The organism is Streptomyces sp. NPDC000983 (genome assembly GCF_040299205.1).
GTDB lineage: Bacteria > Actinomycetota > Actinomycetes > Streptomycetales > Streptomycetaceae > Streptomyces.
The window spans coordinates 1-20,528 of sequence record NZ_JBEPBM010000030.1; the positions used below are offsets into that span (position 1 = coordinate 1).

Genomic DNA, 20,528 nt, shown 5'->3' on the forward strand with positions numbered 1-20,528 from the left:
ATAAACCCCACCCAAAAAACCACCTCCCACCCCCCCCCCCCGCTCCCCGGCCCGCGGGCGGCCCCCGCGGCGCCCCCCCCCCGCGGCCCCCCCCCCCCGGCCCGGTCAGTGCGGCAGCGTCGCCGGGCTGCCGCCGTTGGCCTCGTAGCCGGCGACCGCCAGCGCCCGGTACACGGCGAACTCGGCCGCCGGATCCGGGGAGAGCGTCCACGGCAGGGCGCCGACATGGCCGTCGACGTGTATCAGCTCGGTCATGGCCTCGGCCCAGCGCTCGGCGCGGACCAGGAAGAACACCAGCAGATGGCGAACGTGCGCCAGCATCGGGTCGTCGGCGCGCGCCGAGTGCACCGCGTGCAGCGCGCCGTGCATCGCCTTGGTCACGACCTCGCTCTGGTAGAAGGCGCTGACCAGGTTGACCTCGGGCAGATGCTCGAACACCGCGAACAGCGGCATCGCGGCCAGCAGCGAACCCCGCGGGGCGCGCGCCGCGGCGGCCTCGGCGAAGCCGTACGCCTGCTCCCGCGAGCCGTGCCACTTCTCGCACCAGTAGTGCAGCGCCGCCAGATGCGCGCCCATGTGGTTCGGGGCGCGGTCCAGGATCTTCAGCCAGACCTGCTCGAACTCCGGCTGGGAGTACGCCAGCCCGCGGGCCACCGACAGCTCCACGATGTACGGGATCGGGTCGCCCGGCGCCAGCAGCGCCGCCTCGCCGCAGGCCGCCCGCGCCTCCTCCATGATGATCCGGAACGCGTCCGTGCCCGGCACCGCCGTACGCCACGCCTGCTGCACCAGGAACTCCGCGTGCACCGCCGCACCGCCCGCGTCCTTCGGCTGCTCGGTCCGCCACACCCGCAGCCACTGCCCGCCGGGGCTGTCACTCACCCCCCCGGGCCGCTGCGCGAGCTCCAGCGAGGCCGCGCCGGCGAAGGCCTGCACCCGCTGCCAGCGCCGCTCGCCCTCACCCTCGGTGCCCGCGAGGAGCTGCGCGGCCGCCCGGTAGTCCTGGCTGCGCTGCACCAGGTCCAGCACGTCCAGCAGGTCCTGGTCGGGGCCGGGCATGCGGACGTCCAGCTCCTCCTGCCGTGCGAAGCCGTAGTTCGCGGGGTCCGCCGCGTCCGGGTGGCCCGGCGGGACCTGCTCGATCATGCCCCGCCGGCGCCGCATGAACGGCAGCACCACAAAGCCGATCATGAGCAGTGCCATCAGGACGAAGAGAATCTCCATGACACAAGCGTTCCAGACGGCAGTGACAATTGGCCAACCCGGTCCGCGGCCTGTGGACAACTCCTCCGGACCCCGCGCAGCCGTCGGCCGCGTCCGTCATCACGGCCGTCGGCGCACTACGCTCGTGAACCATGAGCGACAGGCACATCAGTCAGCACTTCGAGACGCTCGCCATCCACGCGGGCAACACGGCGGACCCCCTCACCGGCGCGGTCGTGCCGCCGATCTACCAGGTCTCGACCTACAAGCAGGACGGCGTCGGCGGCCTGCGCGGCGGCTACGAGTACAGCCGCAGCGCCAACCCCACCAGGACCGCCCTGGAGGAGAACCTCGCAGCCCTGGAGGGCGGCCGGCGCGGCCTGGCGTTCGCGTCCGGGCTCGCCGCCGAGGACTGCCTGTTGCGTACGCTGCTCAGCCCCGGCGACCACGTGGTGATCCCGAACGACGCGTACGGCGGCACGTTCCGGCTCTTCGCCAAGGTCGTCGCCCGCTGGGGCGTGGAGTGGTCCGTCGCCGACACCAGCGACCCCTCCGCCGTACGCGCGGCCATCACCCCGAAGACCAAGGCCGTATGGGTGGAGACCCCCTCCAACCCGCTGCTCGGCATCACCGACATCGCCGCCGTCGCGCAGATCGCCCGGGACGCGGGCGCGCGGCTCGTCGTCGACAACACCTTCGCCACGCCCTACCTCCAGCAGCCGCTCTCGCTCGGCGCCGACGTCGTCGTGCACTCCCTGACCAAGTACATGGGCGGCCACTCCGACGTCGTCGGCGGCGCCCTGGTCGTCGGCGACGAGAGCCTCGGCGAGGAACTGGCCTACCACCAGAACGCCATGGGCGCCGTCGCCGGGCCCTTCGACTCCTGGCTGGTGCTGCGCGGCACCAAGACGCTGTCGGTGCGCATGGACCGGCACAGCGAGAACGCCACCAAGGTCGCCGACATGCTCTCCCGGCACGCGCGCGTGACGAAGGTGCTCTACCCGGGCCTGCCCGAGCACCCCGGTCACGAGGTGGCCGCCAAGCAGATGCGCGCCTTCGGCGGCATGGTCTCCTTCCAGGTAGACGGCGGCGAGGAGGCGGCCGTCGAGGTCTGCAACCGCGCCAAGGTGTTCACCCTCGGTGAGTCCCTCGGCGGCGTCGAGTCGCTGATCGAGCACCCGGGCCGCATGACCCACGCGTCGGTCGCCGGCTCCGCCCTGGAGGTCCCCGCCGACCTGGTCCGCCTGTCCGTCGGCATCGAGAACGTGGAGGACCTCCTGGAGGATCTCCAGCAGGCGCTCGGCTAGAGCGACATCACCAACCGGTGAGCGGTGGAGTCGTCTCCGACGGCGGCTCCACCCACGGCTGCACGGTCAGCGCCCACACCGTGAACACCACCACCGCCACGAACCCCAGCAGCCACATCAGCCGCCGTAGGGCACGCCGCCGCCGCAGCATTCGGCCACCCCGCCGGACCGCCTCCGCATGCAGATCGGGCGGTACGACGGGCCCGGTGCGCTCCATGATCCGCCGCGCCGCGGCCTCCCGCTCGCTCCGGCTCACGACGCGGCCGCCCTCGCCCGGACCACGGCGGGCGCCGGCCCGCGCGGCGGATGCAGCAACGTCGCCGTCGCCCGGTCGCAGATCGTCCGCACCCGCTCCAGGGGCAGCCCGAGCAGCGCCGCCGTCTGCTCCTCGGCGATCCCCTCGAACAGTCTGAGGACCAGGATCAGCCGCTCCTGCGGGCCGAGCACGGCCAGCACGCTGTCGGCGTGCGGGCGGGCCCGGCCGAGGCCGCCGTACTGATGCCACGCGCCGTGCGCGAAGCGGGTGGCCAGATACCGGCGGGTGCGGTCGTAGGGGTCCTCCCCGCGCAGCCGGTCCCAGTCGGCGTAAGTATGGGCCAGCGCCAGCGCCAGCAGGCGCCGCGCGCGCGGGTTGTCGGCCGGCGACTCCGCCGTCAACAGCGTGGCGGTGCTCAGCAGCCGGCCCGCCGCGCCCGCGACGAACGCCTCGAACTCCCTGGCCCGCCGGGCGTCCTGGGACGCATGCCGTTCCCGCACCGCGCCTCCCGCCTGAGAGCGACCTCCCGAGTGGTCGGATCCCGGCCACGTACGGACGTACGAACAGGACCCGGTCTCATATGAGGCCAGCGGCGGCCCGGGGTCAAGAGCCCGGCAGAAAGGCTCAGGACGCGGACGTCGGCGCCGGCTCCGCGCCGGGCACGCCGTGGGCCGCCATCCGGGCGGACAGCGCGGTGTTGAAGCGCGTCAGGAGCGTGCAGAACGCCACGCGCTCCTCCGGCGCCCAGTCGTGTGTCAGCTCGGCCATCAACTGACGCCTCGACGAGCGCACTTCCTCCAGCCGCGACTGCCCGCGCGGGGAGAGCTGGAGTACCACGGCCCGCCCGTCCTCGGGGTGCGAGGTGCGCTTGACGAGCCCGGTGTCGACCAGCGGCGCCACCTGCCGGGTGACCGTCGAGGAGTCGATCCCCATGCTCGCGGCGAGCGCCTTGACCCCCATGGGGCCTTCCTTGTCGAGCCGGTTGAGCAGCAGGTAGGCGGCGCGGTCCATGGAGTTGCGCACCTGCCCGACCCCGCCGAGCCGGGTCTGTTCGGCACGGCGGGCGAACACCGCCACCTCGTGCTGCAAGGTGTCGAGGAGACCGGTGTCGCCTGCGGTCGACATGTCCATCGACATTCCAGGTGTTGTGGGCATGGCCGGGGGCTCACTTCATGAGGGCTGCTGGGATGGGGGACAGGGTACGCGGCCGGAAGGCGGGCCGTACCGGCGCTGCGCAAACCGGTCTCGGTGGTTGGTCACAGCCGCACCCCACCGGTGTGAACTGCGAGACTCGAGTCATGAACTACCGCAAGGCCGACCTGCTGCCGCCGGTCACGCTCGACGACGTGCGCGGTGCTCAGAAGATGCTCACGGGCGTGGCGCGGGTGACGGCCATGGAGGGCAGCAGGTACCTCAGCCGGCTGGTGGGCGCGCCGGTGCACCTCAAGTGCGAGAACCTCCAGCGCACCGGCTCGTTCAAGCTGCGCGGCGCCTACGTCCGGATCGCCGGCCTGCTGCCCGAGGAGCGGGCCGCGGGGGTCGTCGCGGCGAGCGCGGGCAACCACGCCCAGGGAGTCGCCCTCGCCTCCACCCTGCTCGGCGTGGCTTCGACGGTGTTCATGCCCAAGGGCGCCCCCCTGCCGAAGATCAGTGCGACCAAGGACTACGGCGCCGAGGTCCGGCTGCACGGCCAGGTCGTCGACGAGACGCTGGCCGCCGCCCAGGAGTACGCGGCCGAGACCGGCGCGGTCTTCATCCACCCCTTCGACCACGCCGACGTCATCGCCGGCCAGGGCACGGTCGGCCTGGAGATCCTCGACCAGTGCCCGGAGGTGCGCACGATCGTCGTCGGCATCGGCGGCGGCGGACTCGCGGCCGGCATCGCCGTCGCGGTCAAGGCGCTGCGGCCCGACGTACGGATCGTGGGCGTCCAGGCCGAGGGCGCGGCCGCGTACCCGCCCTCGCTGGCGGCCGGCCGCCCGGTGTCCGTGCGCAACCCGGCGACGATGGCCGACGGCATCAAGGTCGGCCGGCCCGGCGACGTCCCCTTCGGGATCATCGGTGAACTGGTGGACGAGGTCCGCACGGTCACCGAGGACGAGCTGTCCACCGCGCTGCTGCTCTGCCTGGAGCGCGCCAAGCTGGTCGTCGAACCGGCCGGCGCGAGCCCCGTCGCCGCCCTGCTCGGCGACCCCGGCGCCTTCGAGGGCCCGGTGGTCGCGGTCCTGTCCGGCGGCAACGTCGACCCGGTGCTGATGGAGCGGGTGCTGCGGCACGGCATGGCCGCCCAGGGCCGCTACCTGGCCGTACGGCTGCGGCTGACGGACCGCCCGGGGGCGCTCGCCACCCTGCTCGGGGTGCTGTCGGCGGCCGACGCCAACGTCCTGGACGTCAGCCACGTACGGACCGACCCCCGGCTCGGACTGACCGAGGCGGAGGTCGAACTGCACCTGGAGACCAAGGGGCCGGTGCACTGCGCCGAACTCGGCCAGGCCCTGCGCGAGGCCGGGTACACGGTCATCGGCTGAGGCGGGCGGACGGGGTGGTGCCCGCAGGCTGATCCGGGCTGCCGGGCTGCCGGGCTGCCGGGCTGCCGGGCTGCCGGGCTGATTCGGGCTGATCCGGGTTGATACGGGGGCTTGCGGCGAGGCCCCACCGGCCCGTTCACTCGTTCGGGTAATTCCGTTGAGAGACGCGATACATCGCGTTACGGTGGTTCGCGTGTCGCTCTCCGCGTCCTCTCCCTGTCCACCGACCGGCCCGGCGGCGGAGGGGGGCGGAGCGCACCGCACCTACCCAGGCTCACCGAAGAATCCCCGAAGACGTGGAGACTCATATGCCAGGCGCCATCCATGCCGAAGGTCTGGTGAAGACCTTCGGCGACGTACGAGCGCTGGACGGAGTGGACCTCGACGTGCCGGAAGGCACCGTTCTGGGCCTGCTCGGGCCGAACGGCGCGGGCAAGACCACCACCGTCCGCTGTCTGACGACCCTGCTGCGCCCCGACAGCGGCCGGGCCGTCGTCGCCGGAATCGACGTGCTCGGCAACCCCGACGCCGTACGCCGCTCCATCGGCCTGTCCGGCCAGTTCGCGGCCGTCGACGAGTACCTCACAGGCCGCGAGAACCTCCAGATGGTCGGCCAGCTCTACCAGATGCGGGCCAAGGCCGCGAAGGCCCGGGCCGACGCCCTGCTGGAGCAGTTCGACCTCGCCGACGCCGCCGACCGGCCCACCAAGACCTACTCCGGCGGTATGCGCCGCCGCCTCGACCTCGCGGCCGCGCTGGTGGTCTCACCGCCCGTGATGTTCATGGACGAGCCGACCACCGGCCTCGACCCGCGCAACAGGCAACTGCTGTGGGAGGTCATCAAACAACTCGTCTCCGGCGGCACGACCCTGCTGCTGACCACCCAGTACCTGGAGGAGGCCGACCACCTCGCCCATGACATCGCCGTCGTCGACCACGGCAAGGTCATCGCCCAGGGCACCTCCGACCAGCTCAAGGCCCGCACCGGCGGCGAGCGCGTCGAAGTGGTGGTGCACGACAGGGAGCACATCCCGACCGCCGCCGAGGTGCTCGGCGGCTTCGGCAAGGGCGAGACCACCGTCGAGGACCACATGCGCAAGCTGACCGTCCCGGTCACCGGCGGCGCCAAGCTCCTCGCCGAGGTCATCCGCGAACTCGACACCCGCGGTATCGAGATCGACGACATCGGGCTGCGCCGCCCGACCCTCGACGACGTCTTCCTCTCCCTGACGGGCCACGTGGCCGAGGCCAAGGACCAGGAGAACGAGAAGGAGACCGCCCAGTGAGCGCCGTCACCGACGCCGTGCCGGTCGCGGCACCGTCCCACCCGCTGGTCCAGTCCGTACGGGACTCCCTGGTGGTGGCCAAGCGGAACCTGATCCGCATGAGCCGGATCCCCGAAATGATCATTTTCGGGCTCATCCAGCCAATTATGTTCGTGGTGCTGTTCAGTTATGTCTTCGGTGGCTCCATGAACATCGGGGGCACCACCGATCCGCAGGTCTACCGCGAGTTCCTGATGGCCGGCATCTTCGCGCAGACCGTCACCTTCGCCACCGCGGGCGCCGGCGCGGGCATCGCCGACGACATGCACAAGGGGCTCATCGACCGCTTCCGCTCCCTGCCCATGGCACGCGGCGCGGTCCTGACCGGACGCACCCTGGCCGACCTGGTGCAGACGGCCCTCACGCTGTTCGTGCTGGCGATCGTCGCCCTTCTGGTCGGGTGGCGCACCCACACGAGCTTCGGCGAGGTGCTCGGCGCCTTCGGCCTGCTGCTCCTGCTCGGCTACGCCTTCACCTGGGTCGGCGCGCTGATCGGCCTGTCCGTGCGCACCCCGGAGGCGGCCACCTCGGGCGGACTGATCTGGCTCTTCCCGGTCACGTTCATCTCGAACGCGTTCGTGGACTCCAGCCGGATGACCCCCTGGTTGCAGCACGTCGCCGACTGGAACCCCTTCAGCGCCACCGTCCAGGCCTGCAGAGTGCTCTTCGGCAACCCCGGGGTCTCCACCTCGGACGCCTGGCCCATGCAGCACTCGGTGTGGGCGTCCCTGATCTACTCCGTGCTGATCATCGCGCTCTTCCGGACCCTGGCCGTCCGCAAGTACCGGTCGGCGTCTGCCTGACCGCGCCCCCGGCGTGACCGCGCCCCCGGCGTGACGGTGCCCCCGGCATGACAGTGCCCCCGGTGTCACGGGGACGCCGGGGGCACTTCAAGGGCTTGCGCGCCGGGTGGGCGGCGGTGCCGGGTCAGCCGCTGTAGGGCTCGGCCTTCAGGATCCGCACCGAGGCCTTCTTGCCGTTCGGCAGCTCGTACTCCGCGTCCTCGCCGACCTTGTGGCCGATCACTCCGCTGCCCAGCGGGGACTGCGGGGAGTAGGTCTCGATGTCGGAGCTGGCGTATTCGCGCGACGCCAGCAGGAAGGAGAGGGTGTCGTCCTCGTCGCCGTCGAAGGCGATCGTCACGACCATGCCGGGCGCGACCTCGCCCTCGGCGGACGTGGGAGCCTCGCCGACCTTGGCGTTCTCCAGGAGCTGGGTCAGCTGGCGCACACGGAGCTCCTGCTTGCCCTGCTCCTCCTTGGCCGCGTGGTACCCGCCGTTCTCGCGCAGGTCGCCCTCCTCGCGCGCGGCCGCGATCTTGGCGGCGATCTCCGTGCGCGCAGGACCAGTAAGGTGCTCAAGCTCGTCCTTGAGCTTGGTGTACGCCTCCTGGGTAAGCCAGGTGACGGACTCGCTGGTCTGGGTCACAGGTGCTCCTCGTCGGTACTGGGAATACAAAGCATCGCCCTACCAAGAAGAATGTTCGCTCTCGGATGGGCGAAACCACGAGCCTAACAATTCAATCGCGCCAAGGGGAGGACATAAGCCACCAGAATTACGTCAACGCTGGTCAGCGCCTGTGTGACGAAGGCGGGCCCGGGAGCTGCGGACCGGTTCAGTCCGCGTGACAGCCCAGCAGCTGGGCCGTCGACCCCTCCGACGTCGTACGGAGCGTGACGACCTCGTCGATCCGGGTGGCGTCCCCGTCGAAGCGGAAGTCCGCCCGGCCGACCTCGGCGCCGTCCTCCGCCTGGGAGCGGATCGTGCAGTAGCCGGAGGCGCCGGAGTCCTTGCGGACCTCGATGTGGACCTGGACCGCGCTCGGGGTGGAGTCGAACTTGATGATCTCCGCGCTGATCTTGTTCTGGCCCACGTAGTGGTAGCCGAAGTAACCGACCAGGGCGATGAGCAGGGAGCCGAGGACGATCCCGGTGATCTTGAGGGTGCGGTCGGCGCGCTCGTCCGAGGAGCGCCCGTAACGGCCCTTGGGCGGCCGCGTGCTCGCCGTGCTCATGATCGTCCTCTCGGAGGGGCAGGGCCCCGGAATTATTCCGCCCCCGATTCGGTCACTATAGAAGCCGCCTTATGCGCCCGTTCACACCGGGGGCGCCGACCTATGAGGATTGAGTCTTGACTGACCAGCTGCGACTGATGGCCGTCCACGCCCACCCCGACGACGAGTCGAGCAAGGGCGCGGCCACCATGGCGAAGTACGTGTCCGAGGGGGTGGACGTGCTGGTCGTGACCTGCACGGGCGGGGAGCGCGGCTCCATCCTCAATCCCAAGCTTCAGGGCGACAAGTACATCGAGGAGCACATCCACGAGGTACGCAAGAAGGAGATGGACGAGGCCCGCGAGATCCTCGGCGTCAAGCAGGAGTGGCTCGGCTTCGTCGACTCGGGCCTGCCCGAGGGCGACCCGCTGCCGCCGCTGCCGGAGGGCTGCTTCGCCCTGGAGGACGTCGACAAGGCGGCCGGCGAACTGGTCCGCAAGATCCGCTCCTTCCGTCCCCAGGTGATCACCACCTATGACGAGAACGGCGGTTACCCGCACCCCGACCACATCATGACCCACAAGATCTCGATGGTGGCGTTCGAGGGCGCGGCGGACACCGGGAAGTACCCCGAGGCCGAGTTCGGCCCCGCCTACCAGCCGCAGAAGCTCTACTACAACCAGGGCTTCAACCGCCCCCGCACCGAGGCGCTGCACCAGGCGATGCTCGACCGGGGCATGGAGTCGCCGTACGGGGAGTGGCTCAAGCGCTGGGACGAGTTCCAGCGCGCCGAGCGCACGCTGACCACGCACGTCCCGTGCGCGGAGTTCTACGAGATCCGCGACAAGGCCCTGATCGCGCACGCCACGCAGATCGACCCCGACGGCGGCTGGTTCCGGGTGCCGATGGACCTGCAGAAGGAGGTCTGGCCGACGGAGGAGTACGAGCTGGCGAAGTCCCTCGTCGATACCTCCCTCCCCGAGGACGACCTGTTCGCGGGCGTCCGCGACAATGCCTGACATGAGCGCAAGCGCAAGCCTGGCAATGACGCACCTGGCCACCCTCGCCAAGGAGGTCGACGAGGACAAGGTCACCCCCGGTGTCCTCGGCTTCATCGTCTTCGCGGTGATGGCCCTGGCCGTGTGGGGCCTGATGAAGTCGATGAACAAGCACATGGGCAACGTCACCTTCACCGAGGCCCCCGACCCCGACGCGCCCGCCCCGGCGGACGCCACGGCGGGCGAGCGGGACGGCTCCCCGAAGGACTGACCTCACCGGGCGTGCGCCGCCAGTGACAGCAGCAGGTGCGCCGACTCCGGCCGTACGTGGTCGGAGTGGGCGCCCGACCAGCCGCGCCCGCGCACGAACACCTCCGAGGCGTCCACGCTGACGAACCGGTGGTCGAGGGCGCCCGGCGGATACGGCTCGGCCGGGCCGCGCATCAGGACCGAGGAGACCGGCGCGGGCGCCGTCCCGATGCCCGCGTGACCGATCCCCGGCCGTTTCTCGGCACGCACATGCCAGAAACCGGTGGCGCGGTCGGCCTGGGCGTACGTCGCCACGACCGGGCCGTGCAGCGGGGCCTCGTCGAGCGCGTCGAACAGGGTCGTGAACGCGTCCCGCGGCGCCGCCATCTGCAACAGCAGCATCGAGTCCGCGGTGAACGGCCGGCCCGGCGGCCGGGGCGTGCTCCAGCCCAGCGTGTCCGGCCCCTCCGCCGCCCACCGCACCGCCTCGCACAGCACCCGGCACCCGAAGGAGTGCCCGACCAGGTGCAGGTACTGCCCCTCGCGGTTGCCCAGCACCTCCGGCGCTGCCGGATCGCCCCGTGAGGCGTCCACGTAACCCAGCAGCCGGCCCAGGACCCGGCCCGCGTGCCCGACCCGGCTCAGGGCGTGCGCCCGGTCCCTCATCCTGCGGTACTCGCCCATGGTCCGCCGCTCGCCCGAGGGCCAGCACAGCAGCACCGTCCACGGCCGCCACCGGGGCAGCCCCGGGTACCGCGAGGGCGCGTACAGCGCGGCCGCGTGGGCCAGCAGTCCCTCGGCCTTCGCACGGGCGTCCTCGGGCGGGGTGCGCCAGCCGTGCGCGTACACGACCAGATCGGTGGCCCACTCCGGCGGGGCCAGCTCCTCGGCGAAGTGGTCGGCCAGCCGGTCGTCGGGCACGGGGGCCAGGCCGCCCCGGAACTCCTCCAGCAGCCGTCCGTCCGGCCCGAGGCGGACCAGGCACACCTCGCTCACACGGGGACCTCCCGCCCGGCGTCGGACGTGGGCGCGTCGGCCCGCTCCAGGCGGGTGTCCATCCCGTGGTGCAGGGCGTAGGCGAAGCCGAGGGGGTTGTGCAGGGTGTCGGCGAAGTGCCGGGCCACCGCGTGCGCGATACCGCCCGCCGTCTCGGTGCCGTGCAGATAGCGGGTCAGGAACTCCAGCGCGTACTCCGCGGCGAACGCCTGCGGCATCTCGATCTGCGGGCCGAGGACACCCCGCGCGCCCGCGTCGATCAGCGCCAGGCTCAGGAACCTGTGGTCACCGCCGCCGTCCGGCGCCCCCGCGTGGCAGGCGTTGAGCATGACGAACGGCTGGAAGGGGCTCTCGCTGCCGAAGCGCCGCCGACGGTCCCGGACGGTCTGGGCGTCGATGGTCTTGTTGTCGGTCAGGGTCAGGGCGAGGGAGGCGGGCCGGGGACCGTTCGGCACGAAGTGGCCGTGGCACCAGAAGTACATGAGCTGCTCGCACAGATCGTCCCGTCCCAGCGCCTGGACCAGCTCACCGTGGGTCCGACGCTCCACGAACCGGGTGCCCTTGGCGAGCACGGCGGCGACCTCCGCGGCCCGGGTACGGCCCTTGCGGTCGACCCGGACGTCGTGGTTGAGGCTGACGGCCGGCACCTCGGGGGCCTCGCGCAGTCCGGCCAGCCACGGGTAGGCGCCGCCGGTCTGCTCGATCTGGTGCCGGTAGCCGAGGAAGCGCCGGAAGAGCGGACCCGGGTCCCCGCCGCGCTGAAGCGGGGGCACCCCCGGCTCCTCCAGGCACACCATCGGCCACGGCACGTACAGGTCGGAGTCGAAGCGCACCCGGAGCCCCTCCTGGCCGCGCAGCGCCTCGGTGAGGTAGTTCCGGAACCGTACGACCCGCTCGTCGGTGCCGCCGAGCAGCGTGCCGTAGAGCAACTCCGAGCCGACCAGAGCCAGTTCGCTGACGATGTCGTACACCTCGACGAGCGGGCGGGTGCGCAGGTCCACGAGGGTCGCGTACGCGCTGTCGGGTGCGTCCGCCGGCCGGTGGTCGACGAAGTGCTCCTTCCACTGGCGGCACAGGCGGGCCGCCGCGTCCCGTACGTCGGCCGGGCGCACCGCGAGGTCCACGCGGTGCTCGGTGCCGTACAGCTGCGGTACGGCCGGGCCGTACAGCCGGGCGCGGATCCGGTCCTCGCCGACGCCGTCCAGGCAGACGGTGATGTCCGGGCCGCGGGTCAGCCGGTCGGGGAGCGTGGTGAAGCCACGGCTCGGGTCCTGTACGACGTGCACATGGAGTTCGGTGGGCATCGGCGGGCTACCGTCCGCGCGGGATGATGGCGTGCGGGGCGGCGTGGTCGCCCGGCCGGTCGTGGTCGAGGATGTCGAGCTCGGTTTCCACCTGTTGCAGGACCGTCCCGGTGCGTGCGAGGGCGATGGTGAACCGGAGGCGGTGCGTTCCGGTGCGGTGCGGGGTGAAGTCGAACTCCGCTCCGTGCGCCTCCTGTTCGGAGGGGACCAGGTGCGCGGAGGCCGGTTCGAGGGTGGCGCGGGTCAGCGGCAGCGCGGTCGCCGTCAGCCACGGCGCGGCCGCGCCTCCGGCCGCCCAGGGGTGCCCCGGCTCCGGCGAGACCCGCAGCAGGAGGCGGGCGGTGGTGCCGGTGGTGGGGGACTCGTCGAGGAGGGTGATCCGGACCCGGCAGCGGGGGCCGACCCCGGGGTCGCCCATGAGGTCGGAGCCGGCGGAGACGGTGACGGGGATGTCACGGGCGTGGAAGGGGATGGGGTGGCCGTTGAGGGGGCCGCCGGCGTCACAGAACATGGCGATCTGCTGGATCAGTTGCTCCCGGTCGGGTAGTTCCGGGGGCAGTGTGCTGGCGAGGGTGGCGCGGTCGGGACCGGTCCCCGGTTCGACCAGCACCGCGCGCACGGCCTCCGCCCAGGCGAGGCCCCGCGGGTTGGAGACGGCTCGGAACTCGGACGCCGCCATGGCCTGCAGGCGTCGTGCCGGCTCGCCAGGGGTGGTGCGGGAGGCTCGCTCCAGCAGCGTCCATGCCGTTCCGACGGTGCAGCCGGTCTCCTGGAACTGCTCGTGGATCAGCTCCCACTGTCCCATGTCGCCCTCGCTGTCGGTGGGCCCGAACAGCGCGAGCCGGTGCCGGGCCCAGGCCGAGCCGAGCGCGTCCTGACAGGTGACGAAGCTTCGGTCCGCCTGGCCCAATGTCGAGTGCGCGGCGCCCATGGTGCCCACCACGGCGTACCGCAGGGCCAGGTACAACTCGGTCCAGCCGACCCCTCGCAGGTCGTCGGCCTTTCGGTGGGCCGCCAGGGTGGCGCGACCGTCCGGGTCGGTGCGGAGCCCTCCCGGCAGCCGGATGCGTTCCGTGGCGATCCAGTTGAGCCCTCGCTGGTCACCGATGGATCGCAGCTCCTGCTCGGCCACATCGAGCATGTCTTCGGCCTGGGCCGCCCAACCACGCAGCAGATACGTCCGGGCAAGATGGAACAGGGCCCAGCCATGGCCGCGGCGGCACTTGAACCGGTCGAGTTGTTGGGCGGCGAAACTGAGGAGCCGGTCGGCGTCGTACGCGTTGCCCTGGTCGCACAGCACCGCTCCACGGATCAGCGCGTACCACGCGACATGGGGGCCGTCGGTGTCGGGGGGACGGGTGTCCAGGGTGGACAGGGCGGCGCGCAGGTTCCCCGACTGGTACTCGATCGCCGCCCGTTCATGGACGGCCCGGGCACTCTCGTCATCCTTGAGAAGGATCCGAGCGTGATCCGGCAGACCCAGTTCGCGTGCCATTGAGGCCAGCTCATGATTGATGGGCGGAGTGCTCCACTTTCGGTGGAGAGCCACGAGCCGATGCGCGTCGCCGAGGACCGCGAGGACGGTCGCCAGTGGCTCCGAGACCGCAACGCTTTCTCGCGAGGCAAGGGTCATGAATTCGTCGACCTCATCGACTACTTCGATCGGGCTGAGCGGCTCGAAGGGCATCGAAATGATTCCCGTGGGCCGACGCTCGCCGTCGAGCATGCATGACGCGCGATGAAGCGTGAGCTGTGCGTAGTTGGTCCGTGCGGAAGGGGACGCGTGCGGCATACGACGAGCCCGGGCACGCACAACGCTGATCAGCCGAGTCGGAAGCACGAACTCGTGCTCTCCTTTCCAGGGCTGTACCAACTGTCGACTCACCAGTCTGCCCAGCATCTCCTCTCCGAGGCGCAGGTCAGGGAGCAGGCGGAACATGTGCACGGCGGCGCGCAGGGAGAAGGGGGCACCGGACTCTCGTCGAGTGAGGACTTCCAGGGCGCGGTACTCGTCGAGTGTGCACCGGTTCAAGGCGAGATCGATCAGTGCGTCCGGTCCGTCGACTCCCTCGGGGACCTCGTTCAACCCCTCTTTGACAAGAGCCCCGACGATGCGTGCGAGATAGGGTAATCCCGCCGCTGCGAGGGTCAGCTCTGTCAAGGGTTCGGCCTTTGCCGTCTGAGCGACGGTCGCCGAGACCACCAGGGCGTCCACGCTCTCCAACGGCCGGACCTCCCGCAGGCGGGCCTTCTCGGGCCAGAAAGAAGCCTCGCGCGTGGTGGCGACGACCCTCAACCGAGGGCAGCCTCGTAACGCAGTGCGCAGCTTCTCGGCATTTGAAGGGCCCACGTTGTCCAGCACCAGGACACGGTCGACGGCGTACTGGGCGCACTGATTCCGCAGCTCACGGATGAACTTCCGATCGTTCAGCACGGCAGCCCGCACGATCGGCACCCGAGGTGCCCCGCACTCCGCGAGGAGCCGTAACAGAGTTCCCTCGACGTCGACCGTGTCGTCGAAGGTGATCCAGTGGACCGGGAGCCCCAGATCCCGGGTGGCCACCGCCGCCAGCGCCGACTTGCCGACGCCGGCCGGACCGTGCAGGACAAGCGGCGGCGGTTGCTCGTCGTCCACGGCGAGCAGCGCACGCAGCTCGGAGACTTCCCGCTCCCGCCCCGCGAACCCGCTCACCGTGGGCGGCCCCGTCGGCGCGCGCAGATCACGTGCCACCCGGACTCCTTCCGAAATGGGTCACCCCACCACATTCCCAGCCCAGGCCCCCGCCCGTCAGCCGAACCCCTCACCCCGCCACGGCGACCCTCACCCCGCCGCGGCCACCGGCACCCCCATCACCTCGCGCGCGTGCCGGTTCGGGACCATGCCCAGGCGCCACGCCTGCCAGTCCGCCTCCAGGTTCACGCCCCGTTCCAGGAGGAGCCGGTACGCGCCGACGTACTCCTCCAGCTTTCCGTCCCGCAGGGGGTGCCCGCTCCGGGAGAGCTGTGCCAGCTCCTCCTGGGCGACGGCCGTGCCGACCTCCACCCCGCCCGGTGCCGCGTACGGCAGGAGCGTGCAGCGCAGGAAGCGGGACCAGTCCTCGCCGCGGCGGTCGCCGTAGGACGTGAACAGGCCCGTCGCCTCGTCGCACAGGGCGAGCGCCTGCTGGGTGCGGGAGTTGCCGGCCTCCACGACTGCCAGCTCCAGGCAGGTCCACGCCTCGCCGTGGGCGACGCCGATGCGCTGGAAGTCCGCGCGGGCGTCGACCAGGAGCTGGCGGGCGAAACCGGAGTTGCGCAGCGAGCCCGTCTGCGCCGCGCGCAGGTCACGGGTGGCGCGGGCCGAGTGGTGACGGGCGCAGGCCAGCCCGTAGACGTCCCGCATCCGGGAGAACATCGTGCGGGAGCGCTCCAGTTCGCGGACCGCCTGGTCGAGGTTCCCGGTCTCCTCCAGGGACTGGCCCAGGTAGTAGATCGTCCACGCCTCGCCGCGCGCGTCCTCGTTCTCGCGGTGCCGGGCCGCCGCCTGCCGCAGCCCGTCCAGCGCGGCGGACGGGTCGCCGTCGACTAGGCGGGCGCGGGCCAGCTGGGTCATCGCCCACGCCTCGCCGCGCGCGTCATGGGTACGGCCGTACAGGTCCAGGGCCCTGCGCAGTTCGCGTTCCGCGCGCGGGACGTCCCCCATGCGCAGGCCCAGCTGGCCGAGTTGGAAGTGCGCCCACGCCTCGCCGTGCACGGACTCGCCGGCGCGGTGCAGGTCCAGGGAGCGGGTGAGCAGGTCCAGGGCCTCGGAGAGGCGCGCCCGGTCGCGTTCCACCGCGGCCAGTGCGTGCATGGTCCAGGCGCGGTCCGTGGCCAGTTGCGGCGCCGCCTGGAGGTCGAGCGCCTCACGGAGCTTGCGGGCCGCCTCCGTCAGCTGCCCCTGGTGGTGCAGGGTGATGCCCAGCGAACACAGGGCGCGGGCGGCGCCCGCGTCGTGATGGGCCTCCATGTAGAGGTCGACCACCGAGGTCAGCGTCGTCCTCGCCCGGTCCAGCTCGCCCAGCTGGCGGGCCGCGATACCGGTGCGCCACTGCACCGAGCGCATCAGCAGGCCCTGGTCCACCGCCTGCGCCAGCTCGCTGATCTCGCCCAGCCGGTACAGGTCCCCGCGCAGCAGGCAGTAGTCGCACAGCGCGCCCAGCAGCTCCAGCACCGCCGCCTGGTTGACGCCGTCCGCGTGCCGCAGCGCCGAGGTGATGAAGCTCGACTCGTCGTCCAGCCAGCGCAGCGCCTCGTCCAGGGAGGTGAAGCCGTGCGGGCTGAAACGGTCCGAGCGGGTCGACATGTTGCCGTCGACCAGGCGCAGCACCGAGTCGGCGAGGTCGGCGTAGTTGACGATGAGACGTTCCTGCGCGGAGGTGCGCTCGGCGGGCTCCTCCTCGTCCAGCAGCCGGGCCTGGGCGAAGGCGCGGACCAGGTCGTGCAGCCGGTAGCGGTTGCCGCGGACGTGGTCGATCAGGCCCGCCTCGCAGAGCGCGCCGAGATGGCGGGTCGCCTCCGCCTCGTCCGTCGCCAGCAGGGCGGCCGCGGCCGCCGCGCCCAGCGAGGTCCGGCCGGCCAGCGCCAGCCGCCGCAACAGCCGTCTGCCGGTGTCGGACTGGTCGGTGTAGCGCAGCCACAGCGCCCGCTCGACCGGCTCCACCGGGCCGTACGCGCCGAGGTCCGCCGCCAGCCGGCGCGGGGAGCGCGGACCGAGGGAGGAACCGGCGATGCGCAGGGCGAGGGGCAGGCCCCCGCACAACCGGTGGATGCCGTCGGCGGATTCGGCGTCGTAGGGGCCCGAGGAGTCCTGGGCCACCGCGCTCAGCAGCTCCTCCGCGCCCGCCGCGGCGAGCGGCTCGACCGCCAGCTCGTGCACCCGGGCGGGCAGGTCGGCGGGCAGGTCCAGCGGACGGCGGGCGGTCACCAGGACCAGGCTCTCGGACCGCTCCGGCAGCAGCGCGCGCACCTGTTCCGCGTCGCTCGCGTCGTCCAGGACGATGGTGACCGCCAGCCCCGTCAGATGCTGGTGGTACAGCTCGCCGAGCCGCTTGACCTGCTGCTCGGGGGAGGAGCGCTCCCGGAACAGCAACTGCTCACGGGGCGCCCCGAGCCGGTTCAGCAGGTGCAGCAGGGCGTCCCGGGTGGGCAGCGGCGCCTCCTGCGAGGTGTCGCCGCGCAGGTCGACGACGCAGGCCCCGCGGAACTGGTCCCGCAGATCGTGCGCCGCCCGCACCGCCAGCGCCGTACGCCCGCTGCCGGGGGCGCCGTGCAGGACGACGACCGTCGGACGGGTCTCGGTGCTCGCGCGGGCCGCCTGCACCCACTGCCTGATCCGCCCCAGCTCCTGCCGCCGCCCCGCGAACGGCTCCTCGGGCTGAGGGAGTTGACCGAAGGACTGCTCCAGCACGTTCCGCCCGCGGGCCGCCGCGCTCTTGTCCGTGCCGCGCAGCGGCGGCCCGGACTGCTTCGGCCCCGTCGACGCGCTCAGCACCCGCTGCTGATCCAGGAAGGGCCGGATGCCGCGCACCTCCAGCGCGGTCAGCCACTGCAGCCGCAGCTGTTCCGCGCCGCCGGGCTGTCCGGCCGCACCCGCCCGGTGGTGCGCGGCCGGCAGATGCGTCCCGGCCACCTTCACCACCGTCGCGGCGGCGCCCACCACACCCACGGTCACCCCCGCGCCCAGCGCGGTCCCGGCACCGGTGCCCAGCGCCAGGTCGGCGACCACGGCGGCGACCCCGGCCACCCCGGCGATCAGCAGCGGGGTCCCGCCGCCCTCCCGCGCGTAGCGCTGTCCGAAGCTGAGCCGGCCGGCCTCCGTCTCGTCCAGCGCCCGCGTGTACGCCTCGTACTCTTCCTGCGCCGTCCGCGCCATCGCCTCCAGCGAGCCGCGCGCCCGCGACAGCAGCACACCCCCGTCGGCACGCCCGCCCGAACGCCGCACCTCCTCCTCCACGGCCCGGCCCAACAGCCGCTCGGCCTCTGCCCGATGGCCGTCCCGCATGACACGTCCCCCTCCGGCGGCAACTGCGTTCTTGGTCAAGTGTGCTGCGTGCGGGACGCCCTGGGGAGGGGGCCGCAAGATCGGGCCGGTGGGGTGTGCTCCCGGGTGGGTCCGGCATCCTGGGGCAGGATGGTCCCCATGCCGAACCGACTGGCCCATGAGACGTCCCCGTACCTCCTTCAGCACGCCGACAACCCGGTCGACTGGTGGCCCTGGTCGGCCGAGGCGTTCGAGGAGGCCCGCGAACGGGGCGTGCCCGTGCTGCTCAGCGTCGGCTATTCGAGCTGCCACTGGTGCCATGTCATGGCGCACGAGTCGTTCGAGGACGAGGAGACGGCGGCCTACCTCAACGAACACTTCGTCAACATCAAGGTCGACCGCGAGGAGCGGCCCGACGTCGACGCCGTCTACATGGAGGCCGTGCAGGCGGCCACCGGGCAGGGCGGCTGGCCCATGACGGTGTTCCTGACGCCGGACGCCGAGCCGTTCTACTTCGGTACCTACTTCCCGCCCGCCCCGCGGCACGGCATGCCCTCCTTCCGGCAGGTGATGGAGGGCGTGCGGCAGGCGTGGACCGGGCGGCGGGACGAGGTCGCCGAGGTGGCGGGGAAGATCGTGCAGGACCTCTCCGGGCGGGAGATCTCCTACGGCGACGCGCGGGTGCCGGGCGAGGAGGAGCTCGCGAAGGCGCTGCTCGGGCTCACCCGGGAGTACGACGAGCAGCGCGGCGGGTTCGGGGGCGCGCCCAAGTTCCCGCCGTCCATGGTGATCGAGTTCCTGCTGCGCCATCACGCCCGCACGGGTGCCGAGGGTGCGCTGCAGATGGCCGCCGACACCTGTGAGCGGATGGCCCGGGGCGGGATCTACGACCAGCTCGGCGGGGGCTTCGCCCGGTACTCGGTGGACCGGGAGTGGGTCGTGCCGCACTTCGAGAAGATGCTGTACGACAACGCGCTGCTGTGCCGGGTGTACGCCCACCTGTGGCGTGCCACCGGCTCCGGACTCGCCCGGCGGGTCGCGTTGGAGACCGCCGACTTCATGGTGCGCGAACTGCGCACGAACGAGGGCGGGTTCGCCTCCGCGCTCGACGCCGACAGCGACGACGGAAGCGGCAGGCACGTCGAGGGCGCCTACTACGTGTGGACTCCGGCGCAGTTGCGCGAGGTGCTGGGGGAGGACGCCGAACTCGCCGCGCGGTACTTCGGGGTGACCGAGGAGGGCACCTTCGAGGAGGGCGCCTCCGTGCTGCAACTCCCGCAGCAGGAGGGCGTGTTCGACGCGGAGAAGGTCGCGGGGATCCGGGAGCGGCTGCTGGCCGCGCGGGCGGAGCGGCCGGCGCCGGGCCGGGACGACAAGGTGGTCGCCGCCTGGAACGGGCTGGCGGTCGCCGCGCTGGCCGAGACCGGCGCGTACTTCGACCGCCCCGATCTGGTCGAGGCGGCGGTGTGCGCCGCGGATCTGCTGGTGCGGGTGCATCTGGACGAGCAGGCCCGGGTGGCCCGGACCAGCAAGGACGGCAAGGTCGGCGCCAACGCGGGGGTGCTGGAGGACTACGCGGACGTCGCGGAGGGCTTCCTGGCGCTGGCGTCGGTCACCGGCGAGGGGGTGTGGCTGGAGTTCGCGGGGTTCCTGCTGGACCACGTCCTGACCCGCTTCGTGGACGAGGAGTCCGGCACGCTGTACGACACGGCGGCGGACGCCGAGAAGCTCATCCGCCGGCCGCAGGACCCGACCGACAACGCGGCCCCGTCCGGCTGGACCGCCGCCGCGGGCGCCCTGCTGAGCTACGCCGCCCAGACCGGGGCGGAGCCGCACCGCACGGCGGCGGAGAGGGCGCTCGGCGTGGTGAAGGCGCTCGGGCCGCGGGTGCCGCGGTTCATCGGCTGGGGGCTCGCCGCCGCCGAGGCGTGGCTGGACGGGCCGAAGGAGGTCGCGGTCGTGGGCCCCGCGCTCGACGATCCGGCGACCCGTCTGCTGCACCGGACGGCGCTGCTGGGGACCGCGCCCGGCGCGGTGGTCGCGGTCGGGGTGGCGGAGAGCGGGGAGCTGCCGCTGCTCGCGGGGCGGCCGCTGGTCGGCGGTGAGCCGGCGGCGTACGTCTGCCGCAACTTCACCTGTGACGCCCCGACGACCGATCCGGAGCGTCTGCGCGAGGCGCTGAGCGGCTGATATCGCCGGTCACGACCTGGTCAGGGGCGAAACTTTCCTGCCCTTATTGCGCGTGTGTTCGGTTAGATCCCACTAGGGCCCGCACCGTTCCGAAACAATCTATTTATCGGAAGAGCTCTCGCGCTTCACAGTTCCCCCCTAATCTCTGCACAGTGACGCGACGGGTGTGACTGCCCTC

The 20,528-nt window shown here is 72.1% G+C and carries 17 protein-coding genes; 7 read left to right on the forward strand and 10 right to left on the reverse strand.

The window, feature by feature from the left end; genetic code table 11:
• Nucleotides 1-105: 105 nt before the first annotated feature.
• A complete protein-coding gene (locus ABT296_RS28190; protein ID WP_351931470.1) occupies nt 106-1,224 on the reverse strand; it encodes a hypothetical protein in 1,119 nt (372 codons plus the stop codon).
• Between the two features lie 131 nt (nt 1,225-1,355).
• Between ABT296_RS28190 and ABT296_RS28195 the strand changes: the two genes are divergently transcribed.
• Nucleotides 1,356-2,510: a cystathionine gamma-synthase gene (locus ABT296_RS28195; protein ID WP_351931471.1), complete on the forward strand. Its 1,155-nt coding sequence runs from the start codon at nt 1,356-1,358 to the stop codon at nt 2,508-2,510.
• Nucleotides 2,511-2,517: 7 nt separating this feature from the next.
• On the opposite strand, the gene ABT296_RS28200 is transcribed toward ABT296_RS28195, so the two are convergent.
• The 3 genes from ABT296_RS28200 to ABT296_RS28210 all read right to left on the reverse strand — a co-directional run bounded on the left by ABT296_RS28200 (nt 2,518) and on the right by ABT296_RS28210 (nt 3,903).
• A complete protein-coding gene (locus ABT296_RS28200) occupies nt 2,518-2,766 on the reverse strand; it encodes a hypothetical protein (protein ID WP_351931472.1) in 249 nt (82 codons plus the stop codon).
• On the reverse strand, nt 2,763-3,266 hold the full coding sequence (locus ABT296_RS28205; RefSeq protein WP_351931473.1) for a sigma factor-like helix-turn-helix DNA-binding protein: 504 nt from the start codon (nt 3,264-3,266) through the stop codon (nt 2,763-2,765). The genes ABT296_RS28200 and ABT296_RS28205 overlap by 4 nt, the downstream gene beginning before the upstream one ends.
• Before the next feature lie 124 nt (nt 3,267-3,390).
• On the reverse strand, nt 3,391-3,903 hold the full coding sequence (locus ABT296_RS28210) for a MarR family winged helix-turn-helix transcriptional regulator (protein ID WP_351931552.1): 513 nt from the start codon (nt 3,901-3,903) through the stop codon (nt 3,391-3,393).
• A gap of 161 nt (nt 3,904-4,064) precedes the next feature.
• On the opposite strand from ABT296_RS28210, the gene ilvA reads away from it, so the two are divergent.
• From ilvA to ABT296_RS28225, 3 genes are all read left to right on the forward strand, one after another.
• A complete protein-coding gene (gene ilvA, locus ABT296_RS28215) occupies nt 4,065-5,294 on the forward strand; it encodes a threonine ammonia-lyase (RefSeq protein ID WP_351931474.1) in 1,230 nt (409 codons plus the stop codon).
• A gap of 308 nt (nt 5,295-5,602) precedes the next feature.
• Nucleotides 5,603-6,580, forward strand: a complete 978-nt coding sequence (locus ABT296_RS28220; protein ID WP_351931475.1) for an ATP-binding cassette domain-containing protein — start codon at nt 5,603-5,605, stop codon at nt 6,578-6,580.
• On the forward strand, nt 6,577-7,422 hold the full coding sequence (locus tag ABT296_RS28225; RefSeq protein ID WP_351931476.1) for an ABC transporter permease: 846 nt from the start codon (nt 6,577-6,579) through the stop codon (nt 7,420-7,422). The genes ABT296_RS28220 and ABT296_RS28225 overlap by 4 nt, the downstream gene beginning before the upstream one ends.
• Nucleotides 7,423-7,546: 124 nt before the next feature.
• Here the strand turns inward: ABT296_RS28225 and greA are convergent, their stop codons facing one another.
• Nucleotides 7,547-8,047 carry a transcription elongation factor GreA gene (gene greA, locus ABT296_RS28230; protein ID WP_351931477.1) on the reverse strand — a complete coding sequence of 167 codons (501 nt, stop codon included), beginning with the start codon at nt 8,045-8,047 and terminating at the stop codon, nt 7,547-7,549.
• 187 nt (nt 8,048-8,234) lie between these two features.
• Nucleotides 8,235-8,633, reverse strand: coding sequence for a DUF4307 domain-containing protein (locus tag ABT296_RS28235; protein ID WP_351931478.1), 399 nt, complete (start codon nt 8,631-8,633; stop codon nt 8,235-8,237).
• 116 nt (nt 8,634-8,749) lie between these two features.
• On the opposite strand from ABT296_RS28235, the gene mca reads away from it, so the two are divergent.
• Nucleotides 8,750-9,631 carry a mycothiol conjugate amidase Mca gene (gene mca, locus ABT296_RS28240; protein ID WP_351931479.1) on the forward strand — a complete coding sequence of 294 codons (882 nt, stop codon included), beginning with the start codon at nt 8,750-8,752 and terminating at the stop codon, nt 9,629-9,631.
• A complete protein-coding gene (locus tag ABT296_RS28245; protein WP_351931480.1) occupies nt 9,624-9,881 on the forward strand; it encodes a hypothetical protein in 258 nt (85 codons plus the stop codon). The genes mca and ABT296_RS28245 overlap by 8 nt, the downstream gene beginning before the upstream one ends.
• A 2-nt stretch (nt 9,882-9,883) precedes the next feature.
• Here the strand turns inward: ABT296_RS28245 and ABT296_RS28250 are convergent, their stop codons facing one another.
• From ABT296_RS28250 to ABT296_RS28265, 4 genes are all read right to left on the reverse strand, one after another.
• The gene (locus ABT296_RS28250) at nt 9,884-10,855 is read right to left on the reverse strand and encodes a hypothetical protein (RefSeq protein ID WP_351931481.1); all 972 of its coding nucleotides are present in this window, start codon (nt 10,853-10,855) and stop codon (nt 9,884-9,886) included.
• Nucleotides 10,852-12,159, reverse strand: a complete 1,308-nt coding sequence (locus ABT296_RS28255) for a CHAT domain-containing protein (protein WP_351931482.1) — start codon at nt 12,157-12,159, stop codon at nt 10,852-10,854. The genes ABT296_RS28250 and ABT296_RS28255 overlap by 4 nt, the downstream gene beginning before the upstream one ends.
• Before the next feature lie 7 nt (nt 12,160-12,166).
• Nucleotides 12,167-14,890: an AAA family ATPase gene (locus ABT296_RS28260; protein WP_351931483.1), complete on the reverse strand. Its 2,724-nt coding sequence runs from the start codon at nt 14,888-14,890 to the stop codon at nt 12,167-12,169.
• A gap of 90 nt (nt 14,891-14,980) precedes the next feature.
• Nucleotides 14,981-18,181, reverse strand: a complete 3,201-nt coding sequence (locus tag ABT296_RS28265) for a tetratricopeptide repeat protein (protein WP_351931484.1) — start codon at nt 18,179-18,181, stop codon at nt 14,981-14,983.
• Nucleotides 18,182-18,319: 138 nt separating this feature from the next.
• Here ABT296_RS28265 and ABT296_RS28270 point away from each other — a divergent pair, with 138 nt between their 5' ends.
• The gene (locus tag ABT296_RS28270; protein WP_351931485.1) at nt 18,320-20,350 is read left to right on the forward strand and encodes a thioredoxin domain-containing protein; all 2,031 of its coding nucleotides are present in this window, start codon (nt 18,320-18,322) and stop codon (nt 20,348-20,350) included.
• The last annotated feature ends 178 nt before the right edge of the window (nt 20,351-20,528 follow it).